A 13,155-nucleotide genomic window follows, 5' to 3' on the forward strand; every position below is an offset into this window, starting at 1 on the left:
GGCTCGGCGGCGGCGCACGCGGCGAGTGGGGCGCTGCCGCTCACCGGCGACTGGCCCAGCCTGCGGCGGGACGTGGACACCGCCGACGACCTGGCCGTCGCCGCCGGGCTGGGGCTGGGACCGCGCACCGCGGCGCTGCTCGCCGCCGGCTGCCCGACACGCTGAACAAGCTGCCCCGAGCCGGCGGGCCGGCGCGCTGAACAAGCCGATCCGACCGGTGTACGGTGCCAGCATGCAGGGCACGGTGGCCAGTTACGACGCGGCGACGCGCAGCGGTGTCCTGCTGCTCGACGACGGCACCGAGCTGCGCTTTCCCGCCCGGGCGTTCGACGCCTCCGGCCTGCGGTTGCTCCGGCTCGGCCAGCGGGTGCGCATCGACACCGATCCCGACGGCGAGGTCGTCCGGGTGACATTGCCGACGATGAACTGAGCTGGCGAGGCCAAGTTCATTTTGCGTTAACTCGAATCGGGTGATTATGAGCGGGTGAGCACCCCTCGCGAGCATCCGGTCACCCCTTCAGCCACCGACCCCCGCAACGGCGCCCGCATTCGCGGCACCGACGGCCGTTTCCGCCCGTCCCGGGCCGAACGGGCCGGCGCCGCCCGTGCCGACACGCTCGCCGACGACCCGGGCGCCGCCTCCTCCGGGCTCGACGAGGTCATCGAACCCGGCGTGCCGCCCACGGAGACGGACGGCCCGGCGGCCGGGGCAGCCCTGCCCGGTCCCTCCGGCAGCCTCTCCACGGGCCTCTCCACGGGCGGTGAGGGGGACGAGGAGCCACCGGCCGCTCCCCCGCTGCCGGAGGACCGCTTCCTCAACCGGGAGCTGTCCTGGCTCGACTTCAACGCGCGGGTGCTCACCCTCGCCGAGGACCAGCGCACCCCCCTGCTGGAACGGGCCAAGTTCCTCGCGATCTTCGCCAGCAACCTCGACGAGTTCTACATGGTGCGGATCGCCGGCCTGAAGCGGCGGCTCTCCGCCGGCCTGCCGGTGCGGGGCGGGGACCGGCTGCCCCTGCGTACGCAGCTGGAGCTGATCGCCGAACGGACCGCCGAGCTGGTCGCCAGGCACGCCGCCTGCTTCGTCGACGACGTCCTGCCCCGGCTGGCCGATGAGGGCATCCGCATACTGCGCTGGGGTGACCTGGGCGACCCCGAACGGGAGCGGCTGCGCACCTACTTCCGGGAGCACATCTTCCCGGTGCTCACCCCGCTCGCGGTGGACCCGGCGCACCCGTTCCCGTACATCTCCGGGCGCTCGTTGAACCTGGCGGTGGCGGTCCGGGACCCGGACGGCGGGTCCGAGCTGTTCGCGCGGGTGAAGGTGCCCAACAACGTCCCGCGCTTCGTGCGCGTCGACCGGGACCAGCCGGGCGTGCGGATGCTGCCGGTGGAGGACCTGATCTCGGTGCACCTGGGTCAGCTGTTCAGCGGGATGCAGGTGGTCGAGTGCCACCTGTTCCGGGTCACCCGCAACGCCGAGGTGGAGGTCGACGAGGACCGCGACGAGGACCTGCTCCAGGCCCTCGAACGGGAGCTGGCCCGCCGCCGGTTCGGCCCGCCGGTCCGCCTGGAGGTCGCCGCGTCGATTTCCGACCACATGTTGGAGCTGCTCGTCCGCGAGCTGGACATGGACGACCAGGACGTGCTGCGGGTGCCCGGCCTGCTGGACCTGTCCGCGCTGTGGCAGGTGTACGGCGAGGCCGACCGGCCGGACCTCAAGGACCCGCCGTTCGTGCCGGCCACGCATCCCCGGCTCGCCGAGGGCGAGGTGCCGCGCAGCGTCTTCTCCACCCTGCGCGACGGGGACATCCTGGTGCACCACCCGTACCACTCGTTCGCCACCAGCGTGCAGCGCTTCATCGAACAGGCCGCCGCCGACCCCAACGTGCTGGCCATCAAGCAGACCCTCTACCGCACCAGCGGTGACTCGCCGATCGTGGACGCGCTCGTCGACGCGGCCGCCGCCGGCAAGCAGGTGGTGGTGCTGGTCGAGGTGAAGGCCCGCTTCGACGAGGTGGCCAACATCGGCTGGGCCCGCACCCTGGAACGCGCCGGCTGCCACGTGGTGTACGGCCTGGTGGGGCTCAAGACGCACTGCAAGACCGCCCTGGTGGTCCGGCAGGAGGGCAACCAGATCCGCCGGTACTGCCACATCGGCACCGGCAACTACCACCCGAAGACCGCCCGCCTGTACGAGGACTTCGGCATGCTCACCGCCGACCCGGAGATCGGGGCGGACCTCACCGACCTGTTCAACGTGCTCACCGGCTACAGCAGGCAGACCGCGTACCGGCGGCTGCTGGTCGCCCCGCAGGGGATCCGCAGTGGCCTCATCGAACGCATCGAGCGGGAGATCGCGCACGTCCGGTTGGGCATGCCCGGCCTGGTCCAGTTCAAGGTCAACTCGCTGGTCGACGAGGGCGTGACCGACGCGCTGTACCGGGCCTCCCAGGCCGGCGTCCACGTCGACCTGCTCATCCGGGGCATGTGCACGCTGCGTCCGGGGGTGCCGGGGCTGTCGGAGAACATCCGGGTCCGCTCGATCCTCGGCCGGTTCCTGGAGCACTCCCGGGTCTTCCGCTTCGGCAACAACGGCGAGGCCGAGTTCTGGATGGGCTCGGCGGACCTGATGCACCGCAACCTGGACCGGCGGGTGGAGGCGCTGGTGCAGGTGAGCGATCCGGTCGCCCGCGCCGAGCTGGACCACGTGCTGACCGCCGCGATGAGCCCGGACGTGGACGCGTTCGAGCTGGCCGGCGACGGCACCTGGACTCGGCGTGCCGGCGGTGACGACACGGCCCGGGTGCATCTGCAGGAACTGCTGCTGCGCCGCGTCGGTGGCACGGCCGGCTGACCGATCGCGGCATAGGCTGAGCTGATGGTCGAGGAGGAGCAGAAGTACGAGGTGGACGACACCTTCGTGCTGCCGGACCTGTCCGCCACGTCCCCGGCCGGCGGCCGGGTCCGGGACCTGCCGCCGGTGACGCTTGTCGCCCGCTACCTCGACACTGTCGACCTGCGGCTGGCCCGCGCCGGGGCGTCGCTGCGGCACCGCGAGGGTGACGAGCTGCCGTGGACGGTGAAGCTGCCCACCGGCACGCCCGGCGTCCGGCACGAGATCTCCCGCCCCGGTCCGGTCGGGCAGCCGCCGCCGGAGCTGGTCGAGCTGGTCACCGTCCTGCACCGGGGCGCGTCGCTCGCGCCGGTGGCTGTGGTACGCACCGTCCGGCACGCCCACGAGGTGTGCGACAGGGCCGGTACGGTGCTCGCCGAGGTGGTGGACGATCGGGTGACGGTCCTCGACGACGCCGGCGCCAGCACCGGCGCGTTCCGTGAGGTGGAGGTGGAGCGCAAGGCCGGCGACCGCAAGCTGCTGGAACGGATCGGCGAGGTGCTGCGCGAGGCCGGGGCCCGGGCCGGCTCGTTCACCCCCAAGCACGTACGGGCGTTGGGGTCGGTGGCGCAGGCCGAACCGGACCTGGTCTCTCCGGGCGGGCTGACGGCCGACCCGACCGCCGGCGAGGTGGTCACCGAGGCGGTCCGCAAGGAGGTGGGCCGGCTGTTGGCGCACGACCCGCTGGTGCGGCTGCGCACCACCACCGACGGCGGCGACAGCGCCGTACACCAGTTGCGGGTGGCCTGCCGACGGCTGCGCAGCGACCTGCGGACCTTCCGGCCGCTGGCGCGCCGCAGCTGGGCGCGGCCCCTGCGCGACGAGTTGCGCTGGCTCGCCGGGGTGCTCGGCGCGGCGCGCGACGCCGAGGTGCTGCGCGACCGACTGCGGCGCACCGCGACAGCCGACCCGCTCAGCCCGCTCGACATGGGCGCGGTGGACCGGCTGGACGAGGCGCTCGCACAGCGGCAGCGGCAGGCGCTGGCCGCCATCGACGAGGCGCTGCGCTCGCCGCGTTACCTGGCCCTGGTGGACGCCCTGGTGCTGGCCGCCCGCGCGCCCCGGCTCACCCGACGGGCCGCCACCCCGGCGGCGCGGACACTACCGAAGCTGGTCGCCCGCCCGTGGCGGCAGCTCACCGGCCCCGACGGCGTCGACCGGCTCGACCCCCTCGCGCCCGACGACCGCTGGCACGCCGTCCGCAAGGAGGGCAAACAGGCCCGCTACGCGGTCACCGCAGTGGTCCCGGCCGTCGGCAGGGACGCGCGGCGGCTGGCCCGCGCGTTGGCCGGCGTCCAGGATGTGCTCGGCGAACACCAGGACGCCGCGGTGGCCGCCGAGACCTGGCTCGCCCTCGCCGCCGACCGACCGGGCGACCACGAGCTGGCGGTCACCGCCGGACGGCTGGCCGAGCGGGAACGCGACACGGTCCGCCTGATGCGGGCCCGATTCCCCGCCGCGTGGCACCGGGCCACCCGGCGACGGCGGACCAGATGGTTGCCGTGACGGGCATCCGGGCTGCCGGCGGGGTCTGCTGGCGACCGACCGCCGACGGCGTACGGGTCTGCGTCGTGCACCGCCCGCGCTACGGGGACTGGACGCTGCCCAAGGGCAAGCTCGAACCGGGCGAGCATCCACTGCTCGCAGCGGTCCGGGAGGTCGCCGAGGAGGCCGACGTGCGGGGCGTACCGCAGGTGCGGCTGCCGTCGGTGCGCTACCGCAGCGAGGGGCAGGCCAAGCTGGTCGACTACTGGTCGATGCTCGCGGTCGCCGAGGGCGGTTTCCAGCCGGGCACCGAGGTCGACGACATCCGGTGGCTGGCCGTGGACGACGCGATCCACCTCGTCAGCTACCCGCACGACACCGAGGTGCTGGCCGCGTTCGCCGCGCTGCCGCCGGTGACCGCGACGATCGCGCTGGTCCGGCACGGGCACGCCGGCAAGCGCGCCACGTGGACCGGCCCGGACACCGCCCGCCCGCTCGACGCCGAGGGATGGGCCCAGGCGTACGCGCTTGCGGCGCTGATCGCCGTGGTGCGGCCGGCCCGGCTCCTGTCGGCCTCGCCGCGCCGCTGCGTGCAGACCCTGGACCCGGCGGCCGGGCTGCTCGACCTGCCCATCGAGGTCTGCGGCGACCTGGACGAGCCCCAGCCCGGCCAGCAACAGGACGAGCGGGTGCTGGCCACCGCCGCCCAACTGCTCGAGCTGGGCTGCGCCGGTGGGCAGGTGGCGGTGTGCAGCCAGGGCAAGGTGCTGCCGGGCGCGTTGGAGCAGCTGACCGGCCGCGCCGACGAGGACTTCACCACCCCGAAGGGCGGCGGTTGGCTGCTCGCCTTCAGCGGCGAGCGGCTGGTCGCCACCGATCGCCTGTGAGGCCCGCCCGGCGCTTCGGCGGTTGATCCGCCGCGGATCGCCGGCGTGGCGATAGCGGGCCACCAGCTACCCCGGCCTCCGCCGCGGATCGCCGACGTGGCGGTGGCCGGCCAGCCAGCGGCGATCCCGGCGCGGGGTCAGCGGGGCGGCAGGGTGAGGGTCACCGCCACCGGCAGGTGGTCGCTGGCCTCGCCGCGCGGCGCGACCGGATCCGTCGCCGTCAGGCCGGGCGAGACGAAGACGTGGTCGATCTGCTGGCGCGGATCGTCGGCGGGGCTGGTCGCCAGCGGACGGGCGACCGCCAACGCGTCGACCAGCCCGGCCGCGGTGAACTGCTCGAACGCCTCGTCGCCCGGCTCGGTGTTCAGGTCGCCGGCCACCACGAGGGGCCGGCCGGCCGCGTACCCGGTGGCGAAGTCGGCCACCGCGCGAGCCTGCGCGACCGGGCCCGCATCCGGTGGCGGTTGCAGGTGGGTGCTCACCACAGCGGCACGGACACCGTCGCCGAGGTCCAGGGTGACGGCCAGAGCCTGCGCTCCGGTGGGTGCTCCGAGGGCCGGCAGCGGCCGGGACCGTAGGTCGGTGACCGGCCAGCGGCTGAGCACCGCGTCACCCCAGACCGGGTCGGCGGCCGGCCCGAACACGTACGGCATGCCGAGCCGGTCGGACAGCAGGTCCAGCGTGTCGTGGCCGCCGTTGAGCAGCCAGCCCCGGTCCACCTCGCTGAGCAGCACCACATCGGGCCGCTGCCGGTCGATCGCCGCGCTCAGGGCGGCCAGGTCGAACCGGCCGTCCAGCCCGAAGCCCATCCGGATGTTGTACGCCACCACCGTCAACCGCTCCGGCGGACCCTCCCGGTTGCTCGCCACCGCCACCTCGTCGGCGACGAGCGGCGCGAGCAGAGCCAGCGCGGCGACGCCGCCAGCGGTCCGCAGCGGCGGAAGCGGGCCGGGACGCCGGTGGCCGGACGGACGGGCCGCCAGGGCCACGGCGGCGACCACGCCGGCCACCACCACCGGCACCGCCGCGTTCGGGTAGCCCAGGTCGTACGCGGAGTAGTAACCCACCGCGCCCAGCACGAAGAGCAGCATGCCGGCGGCTACCGCGTACCCCCGACGGGCCGCCGACCGGCGGGTGTCGTCCGTGCCCGTCGCGCCCTCAGCACCGGCACCGGCACCGGCGACGTCGGCCGCGGCGTCGGCGCGACCCCGAGCGTCGGCGTCGGCCGCAACGTCGGCGTCGTCGGCGCGACGTGGAGCGTCGGCGTCGGCCGCGGCGTCGGCGCGGCCCGGCGCGTCGGTGAGCGCGAGGCAGGCGCCGAGTCCGACGGCGGTGAGCAGCATGGCCGCGACGAGCAGGTCGCCACTGTCGAGGGCGAAGAGCACCACGCCGGCCAGCAGGGCCGCCGGCCCGAGCGCTCGACCCCGACCCCGGGTCGGGCCCGCCAGCGCGGCCAGCAGGAAACCGGCGACCGCCACCGGCACCGGCGCCAGGCCGAACAGCGGTGAGCGAGCGACGTCGCCCCCCGCGACCAGGTACGACATCCCGGCCTGGGCCAGCGCCGGCGCGAGGGCCACCATGCCGGCCAGCAGCAGCACCGGCCCGGCCAGCAGCCACGACCGGGCGCCACCGGGGCCGGGCGGCGCGACGGGCAGCGTCGTACCGAGCAGGAACAGCACCACCGCGACGGCGCTGAGCAGCCACGCCACCCAGCCGCCCCGCCAGACGAGATCGTAGGTGTCCAGCAGCGCGTGGACGGCGGCGTTGACCGCCAACCCCAGGGCCAGTCCCGGCACCGGACGGTCGGTGCCACCGGCGACACCCACCAACCAGACCAGACCGGCGAACAGACCGGCGGTGGCCAACCAGAGCTGCGGACGGCCGCCGGGGGCGCTGGTGAGCGCGAGCCGGGCCACGGCCAACAGCACGGCGGCGACGACGGTGACGCGGCGGGCGCCCACCCGCCGGACCAGAGCCGGCACGGCCATCGCCAGCACGAACCAGCCGAGCGCGAACGCGCCCATCACCTCGGCCGGGGTGGACGCGGCCTGCCCGAAGATGGTGATGATGCCGGGCAGCCAGACGCGCAGCACGTCGATGAGCAGAACGACGCCCAGCGCGAGCGATCCGGTGGTGAGCTGGCGGTAGCGCACCGGCGCCCCATTTCGTCGGCGGACCGGTCCTGAAGGGGGGCCGGCACGGCGATTCTGCGCGTACGGTCCGGCCGGGTCAACGTTCCGGGTACGCGCAAAGGGCGCCCACCGAGAGGTGGACGCCCTTTGGGCGGACAGTCGGTCAGCGCTTGCTGGCCGTCTTCTTGGCCGGAGCCTTCTTCGCCGGCGCCTTCTTGGCCGCCGTGCTCTTGCTCGCCGCCGCGGTGGTCTTCTTCGCCGTGGCGGACTTGGTCGCCGCGGTGGTCTTCTTCGCCGTGGCGGTCTTCTTGCTGGCGGCCGTCTTGGTCGCCGTGGTGGTCTTGCTCGCCTTGGCCGGGGCGGTCTTCTTGCTGGCCGCCTTGGTGGCGGCGGTGGTGGTGGTCTTGCTCGCCTTGGCCGGGGCGGTCTTCTTACTGGCCGCCTTGGTGGCGGTGGCCTTGGTGCCCGCCGCCTTGGTGCCGGCGGTCTTGGCCGTGGTGGTGGCGGTCTTCTTCGCCGCCACCGTGGCCTTCGGCACCTTGCCGCTGGCCACCATCTCCTTGAACCCGGCGCCGGGGCGGAAGGTCGGGACGGACGTCTTCTTGACCTTCACCGCCTCGCCGGTACGCGGGTTGCGCGCTGTTCGTGCGCCACGTACACGCTTTTCGAATGCTCCGAATCCGGTGATCGCCACCTTCTCGCCCTTGGTGACTGCCGCCTGGACCTCAGTGAGGACCGCGTCGAGCGCGGCCGTCGCCGTCTTCCGGTCCCCCAGGCGAACAGCGAGCGCCTCGATGAGCTCGGCCTTGTTCACGACTTCCTCCCGATTGTGCAACTGACTCGACGCGAGCCATTCTGCGCGCACCGTATGCCCTGTGCTGCCTGGACACAAACATTCGGTGGAAAAAAGCCCTTGTGTCGTAACGGATTCGCCCCCACCGGTTGGACCGGTGGGGGCGAAATCCGCTGTGCGAGTGGGCGTACGGCTATGCCACCGAGGGCAGGAACGGCAGTCGGGACGCCTCGAAGGAGGCGATGTCATCGGCGTGCCGGAGGGTGAGTCCAATGTCGTCCAGGCCCTCCAACAGCCTCCACCGGCTGAAGTCGTCAAGCGGGAACGACCAGGTCGCGTCCCCGGCCCGGAGCTGTCGGGCGGTCAGGTCGACGGTCACCGGAGTGGTCGGTTCGGCCTCGACGAGATCCCACAACTCCTCGACGGCTTTCAATTCCAACTCGACCGGCAGCAGGCCCTCCTTGAGTGCGTTGCCGCGGAAGATGTCACCGAAGCGCGGAGCCACCACGGCGCGGAAGCCCCAGTCCCGCAGCGCCCAGACGGCGTGCTCCCGGGACGAGCCGGTGCCGAACTCCGGACCGGCGATGAGGATCGACGCACCAGAATAGGATTCATCGTTGAGAACGAATGCCGGGTCTTCCCGCCAGGCGCTGAACAGCCCGTCGGCGAAGCCGGTGCGGGTCACCCTCTTGAGGTACACGGCGGGGATGATCTGATCCGTGTCCACGTTGGACCGGCGCAGCGGTACGGCGGTGCCGGTGTGGGTGGTGAACTTGTCCATCTCGTCGGTCCCTTCTACAGGTCGGCGGGGGCGGCCAGCCGCCCGACCACGGCGGTGGCGGCGGCGACCGGCGGGGAGACCAGGTGGGTACGACCGCCCCGGCCCTGCCGGCCCTCGAAGTTGCGGTTGGAGGTGGACGCGGAGCGCTCACCGGGCTTGAGCGTGTCGGGGTTCATGCCCAGGCACATCGAGCAGCCGGCGAACCGCCACTCGGCGCCGGCGTCGGCGAAGACCTTGTCCAGCCCCTCGGCCTCGGCGGCCTCCCGGACGGCGGCGGAGCCGGGCACCACGAGCATCCGGACGGAGTCGGCCACCTTGTGGCCGCGCAGCACGTCGGCGGCGGCCCGCAGGTCCTCCAGGCGGCCGTTCGTGCAGGAACCCACGAAGACCACGTCGATCGGCAGCTCCCGCAGCGGGGTGCCGGGGCGCAGATCCATGTACTCCAGCGCGCGACGGGCGGCGGCGCGCTCCGAGTCGGTGACGAACTCCTCCGGGTCGGGCACCGGCGCGCTCAGCGGTGCGCCCTGCCCGGGGTTGGTGCCCCAGGTGACGAACGGGGTCACCCGGCTGGCGTCCAGGGTCACCTCGGCGTCGAAGCGCGCACCCTCGTCGGTGGGCAGCGTCCGCCACCACGCCAGCGCCGCGTCCCAGTCCGCGCCCTGCGGCGCGTTCGGCCGACCCTTGAGGTACGCGAAGGTCGTCTCGTCCGGCGCGATCATGCCGGCCTTGGCGCCCCACTCGATCGACATGTTGGCGATCGTCATCCGCCCCTCCATGGAGAGGGCCTGGATGGCCGCGCCGCGGTACTCGACGATGTGCCCGCGCCCACCACCGGTGCCGACCTGGGCGATCAGGGCGAGCACCAGGTCCTTCGCGGTGACGCCGGGGGCGAGCTGGCCGGTGACGTTGACGGCCATGGTCTTCGGCCGGCTCTGCGGGAGCGTCTGGGTGGCCAGCACGTGCTCCACCTCGCTGGTGCCGATGCCGAAGGCGAGCGCGCCGAACGCACCGTGGGTGGCGGTGTGCGAGTCGCCGCACACGATCGTCATGCCGGGCTGGGTGACCCCGAGCTGCGGGCCGATGACGTGCACGATGCCCTGGTTCTCGTCGCCGAGCGGGTGCAGCCGCACGCCGAACTCGGCGCAGTTGCGGCGCAGCGTCTCGATCTGCGTACGCGAGGTCGGATCCGCGATGGTGAGCAGGTCACCGCGGCGGAGCCGGAACGCCGGATCGGCGTACCCGGTCGGGGTGTTGTGGTCCTCGGTCGCGAGGGTCAGGTCGGTACGACGCACCCGGCGCCCGGCGAGCCGCAGCCCGTCGAACGCCTGCGGGCTGGTCACCTCGTGCAGCAGGTGCAGGTCGATGAAGAGCAGGTCCGGCTCACCAGCGGCGGACCGTACGACGTGCGCGTCCCAGACCTTCTCGGCCAGGGTCCTCGGCTCAGGAGTGACTCCCACCATCTGGACATCCTAAATTCTGGGAGGTAAGTTTCGGCTTGTGGGACACAGTATGAGCGGTGTCGGCGTTCTCGACAAGGCGGTGGTCATCCTGGCCGCCTGTGTCGACGGCGCCAGCCTTGCCGAACTCGTTGAACGCACGAAGCTGCCCCGGGCCACCGCGCACCGGCTGGCACAGGCACTGGAGATCCATCGGATGCTGGTCCGGGACACACAGGGCCGCTGGCGCCCCGGGCCTCGGCTCGGCGAGCTGGCCAACGCCGCCCCGGATGTCCTGCTGACCGCCGCCGAGCCCCTGCTCGCCGCGCTACGCGACGCCACCGGTGAGAGCGCCCAGCTCTACCTGCGCCGCGCCGACGAGCGGATCTGCGTGGCCGCCGCAGAGCGCGCCAGCGGCCTGCGGGACACCGTCCCGGTCGGCTCGGTGCTGCCGATGACCGCCGGTTCGGCGGCCCAGATCCTGCTCGCCTGGGAGCCTCCGGAGGCGGTGATGCCACTGCTGCCGCGCAGCAAGTTCACCGGCCGCACCCTCGCCGAGGTCCGCCGCCGTGGCTGGGCGCAGAGCGTGGCCGAACGGGAGGCCGGTGTGGCGAGCGTCTCCGCCCCGATCCGCGACCGCACCGGCCGCGTGATCGCCTCGGTCAGCATCTCCGGCCCGATCGAACGCCTGGGCCGCCGCCCCGGCGAACGCCACGCCATGGCGGTCGTCAGAGCCGGCCAACGCCTCTCCGGCCTCTAACCCCGCCCCCATCCCGTTGATCATGAAGTTGTTGCCCGGACACGCCCCGGCGGAGGGCAGTAACTTCATGATCAACAGCGAGACCCAGGGGTACGGCAAAGGCTCACCTCGCGGGGCGAGGTGAGCCTTTGGTTTGTAGCCCCGACCGGATTCGAACCGGCGCTACCGCCTTGAGAGGGCGGCGTCCTGGGCCGCTAGACGACGGGGCCAGAACTTCCTGTTCACCGCCCTCGCAGGCGGTGCCGCTGTAGTCTAGCGGCACCGTCCGTCGGGGCGAGCGTGGGGTCTGGGCGCCGTGGACGGCCGTGCGCACCAACGAAACAAGCCGCACCAACGAAACAACCCGCCCCACCGAGGTGGGACGGGTTGTGCACAGATGTAGCCCCGACCGGATTCGAACCGGCGCTACCGCCTTGAGAGGGCGGCGTCCTGGGCCGCTAGACGACGGGGCCAGAACCACTTTCGCTCCTCCACCCTTGCGGGCGGAGGAGCTGCACTCTACCAGAGGCCACCCTCCGCCCCTCGCGGGGCGGAGTCGAACTCCGTCAGAATCCAGCGTCCGGGATTCTCGCGAATCCCAGCTGCGCTGGGGTACCAGGACTCGAACCTAGACTAACTGAACCAGAATCAGTCGGGCTGCCAATTACCCCATACCCCATTGGCCCCTTGCGGCGCCGGGAGTGAACATTACCCTCCCGGTGCCGGCAGGCCAAATCCGATCCCCCCGAACCACCCGTGAGCTGCGGAAACAGGGGCATCGGACGGATCAGGCGACGGGGACCACCGGGTTGCTGAGCTCGCCGATGCCCTCGATCCGCACGGTGACCGTATCCCCCTCGACGAGAGGGCTAACCCCCGCCGGAGTGCCGGTGAGCACCACGTCGCCGGGCAGCAGGGTCATCACGTGCGAGATGTACGACACCAGGCCGGCCACGTCGAAGACCATGTCCTTCGTCCGGCCGAGCTGGCGTACCTCCATCTCGTCCGGGTTGCGACCCACCTCACAGCGGATCTCCAGGTCGGAGACGTCCAACCCGGTGGTGATCCACGGACCGATCGGGCAGAACGAGTCGAAGCCCTTGGCGCGGGTCCACTGCCCGTCCGAGCGCTGCAGGTCCCGGGCGGTCACGTCGTTGGCGCAGGTGTAGCCGAAGATGGCGCGTTCGGCGGCGGCCCGGTCGGCCCGGCGGGCGCCCGGCGCACCGATCACGACCGCCAACTCCGCTTCGTGCTCGACCTGCTTGGAGAAGATCGGCAACCGGATGGCGTCCCGGGGACCGATCACCGAGGTGGACGGCTTGAGGAAGAGCAACGGTTCCTTGGGCACCTCGTTGCCGAGCTCGGCGGCGTGGTCGGCGTAGTTGCGGCCCACGCAGACCACCTTGCTGGGCAGGATCGGCGAGAGCAACCGGACGTCGGAGAGGGCCCAGCGGGCCCCACTGAAGGAGAGCTGGCCGAACGGGTGACCCTCGATCTCGGCGATGGTCAGGCCCTGCGGCCCGGCCTCCGGTTCGCCCTCGACGGCTCCGAACGACATTCCCTTGGCATGAGCGAAACGAGCGATACGCACCCGGCCAATCTAGCCCCGCCGACACGCTCACCGGCCACAACGGGCCGCCGGGTGTGCGCAACCCGTCAGCGTCGCGGCACCCTAGCGCAGGTCCGGGCGGTCGGGGTGGGCTTCGGGATTTCGTACCCGCACGGAGGGCGCGCACCCCTATCGTCGGCTCCGGAGGTTCGTTCGTATGCCTGCATCGACACGACACCACAGAGCCCTCGCGGTGTTCGTACACTGCCTCGGCATCCTCGCCGCCGTGCCGGCCCTGCCCGCGGCGGCCCCGGAGGCGGCGGTCGCGCCACGACCAGCGGCCGCCACGCCACGACCAGCCGAGTCCGTGCCACGACCAGCCGCGCCGACGCCACGTCCGACGGCACCAGCGCCCGGACCGACGGCCGTCACGCCGCCCGCGTCCGTCAGCCCGGCG

At 72.8% G+C, this 13,155-nt stretch carries 10 protein-coding genes, 3 tRNA genes and 1 pseudogene; 6 read left to right on the top strand and 8 right to left on the bottom strand.

All coding sequences use genetic code 11. From position 1 onward, the window contains the following. The 5 genes and pseudogenes from B0E54_RS30930 to B0E54_RS30950 all read left to right on the top strand — a co-directional run. Nucleotides 1–165, top strand: a pseudogene (locus B0E54_RS30930) (2-phospho-L-lactate guanylyltransferase); the annotation flags it as partial. 67 nt (nucleotides 166–232) lie between these two features. Next, a complete protein-coding gene (locus B0E54_RS30935) occupies nucleotides 233–430 on the top strand; it encodes a cold-shock protein (RefSeq protein ID WP_007456426.1) in 198 nt (65 codons plus the stop codon). Nucleotides 431–484: 54 nt separating this feature from the next. Continuing rightward, a complete protein-coding gene (locus B0E54_RS30940; RefSeq protein WP_234591297.1) occupies nucleotides 485–2,857 on the top strand; it encodes an RNA degradosome polyphosphate kinase in 2,373 nt (790 codons plus the stop codon). A 24-nt stretch (nucleotides 2,858–2,881) separates the two neighbouring features. Then, on the top strand, nucleotides 2,882–4,402 hold the full coding sequence (locus tag B0E54_RS30945; protein WP_234591299.1) for a CYTH and CHAD domain-containing protein: 1,521 nt from the start codon (nucleotides 2,882–2,884) through the stop codon (nucleotides 4,400–4,402). Beyond that, on the top strand, nucleotides 4,390–5,268 hold the full coding sequence (locus B0E54_RS30950; protein WP_234591302.1) for an NUDIX hydrolase: 879 nt from the start codon (nucleotides 4,390–4,392) through the stop codon (nucleotides 5,266–5,268). Before B0E54_RS30945 ends, B0E54_RS30950 begins: the two co-directional genes overlap by 13 nt. Nucleotides 5,269–5,405: 137 nt before the next feature. On the opposite strand, the gene B0E54_RS30955 is transcribed toward B0E54_RS30950, so the two are convergent. From B0E54_RS30955 to leuC, 4 genes are all read right to left on the bottom strand, one after another. Beyond that, nucleotides 5,406–7,421 carry an endonuclease/exonuclease/phosphatase family protein gene (locus tag B0E54_RS30955; protein ID WP_234591304.1) on the bottom strand — a complete coding sequence of 672 codons (2,016 nt, stop codon included), beginning with the start codon at nucleotides 7,419–7,421 and terminating at the stop codon, nucleotides 5,406–5,408. Nucleotides 7,422–7,563: 142 nt separating this feature from the next. Beyond that, the gene (locus B0E54_RS30960) at nucleotides 7,564–8,214 is read right to left on the bottom strand and encodes an HU family DNA-binding protein (protein WP_234591306.1); all 651 of its coding nucleotides are present in this window, start codon (nucleotides 8,212–8,214) and stop codon (nucleotides 7,564–7,566) included. 172 nt (nucleotides 8,215–8,386) lie between these two features. Then, nucleotides 8,387–8,974 (bottom strand): 3-isopropylmalate dehydratase small subunit, encoded by a 588-nt coding sequence (leuD, locus tag B0E54_RS30965; protein ID WP_234591308.1) that lies wholly within the window; start codon nucleotides 8,972–8,974, stop codon nucleotides 8,387–8,389. 14 nt (nucleotides 8,975–8,988) lie between these two features. Next, the gene (gene leuC / locus B0E54_RS30970; protein WP_234591310.1) at nucleotides 8,989–10,434 is read right to left on the bottom strand and encodes a 3-isopropylmalate dehydratase large subunit; all 1,446 of its coding nucleotides are present in this window, start codon (nucleotides 10,432–10,434) and stop codon (nucleotides 8,989–8,991) included. 49 nt (nucleotides 10,435–10,483) lie between these two features. On the opposite strand from leuC, the gene B0E54_RS30975 reads away from it, so the two are divergent. Beyond that, nucleotides 10,484–11,170, top strand: coding sequence for an IclR family transcriptional regulator (locus B0E54_RS30975; protein WP_007456408.1), 687 nt, complete (start codon nucleotides 10,484–10,486; stop codon nucleotides 11,168–11,170). A gap of 136 nt (nucleotides 11,171–11,306) precedes the next feature. On the opposite strand, the gene B0E54_RS30980 is transcribed toward B0E54_RS30975, so the two are convergent. The 4 genes from B0E54_RS30980 to B0E54_RS30995 all read right to left on the bottom strand — a co-directional run bounded on the left by B0E54_RS30980 (nucleotide 11,307) and on the right by B0E54_RS30995 (nucleotide 12,740). Further along, nucleotides 11,307–11,379 (bottom strand) — tRNA-Glu (locus tag B0E54_RS30980). A 170-nt stretch (nucleotides 11,380–11,549) separates the two neighbouring features. Further along, a tRNA-Glu gene (locus B0E54_RS30985) sits at nucleotides 11,550–11,622 on the bottom strand. 134 nt (nucleotides 11,623–11,756) lie between these two features. After that, nucleotides 11,757–11,828, bottom strand: a tRNA-Gln gene (locus B0E54_RS30990). 108 nt (nucleotides 11,829–11,936) lie between these two features. Further along, nucleotides 11,937–12,740, bottom strand: coding sequence for a fumarylacetoacetate hydrolase family protein (locus B0E54_RS30995; RefSeq protein WP_234591312.1), 804 nt, complete (start codon nucleotides 12,738–12,740; stop codon nucleotides 11,937–11,939). Nucleotides 12,741–13,155 lie beyond the last annotated feature (415 nt).

This window comes from Micromonospora sp. MH99 (genome assembly GCF_021442385.1).
Taxonomy (GTDB): domain Bacteria; phylum Actinomycetota; class Actinomycetes; order Mycobacteriales; family Micromonosporaceae; genus Micromonospora.

Coding starts and splice junctions, on each gene's coding strand:
- B0E54_RS30950 (WP_234591302.1), top strand. CDS start 4,390: ATGGTTGCCGTGACGGGCATCCGGGCTGCCGGCGGGGTCTGCTGGCGA.
- B0E54_RS30935 (WP_007456426.1), top strand. CDS start 233: ATGCAGGGCACGGTGGCCAGTTACGACGCGGCGACGCGCAGCGGTGTC.
- leuD (WP_234591308.1), bottom strand. CDS start 8,974: ATGGACAAGTTCACCACCCACACCGGCACCGCCGTACCGCTGCGCCGG.
- B0E54_RS30975 (WP_007456408.1), top strand. CDS start 10,484: ATGAGCGGTGTCGGCGTTCTCGACAAGGCGGTGGTCATCCTGGCCGCC.
- leuC (WP_234591310.1), bottom strand. CDS start 10,434: ATGGTGGGAGTCACTCCTGAGCCGAGGACCCTGGCCGAGAAGGTCTGG.
- B0E54_RS30945 (WP_234591299.1), top strand. CDS start 2,882: ATGGTCGAGGAGGAGCAGAAGTACGAGGTGGACGACACCTTCGTGCTG.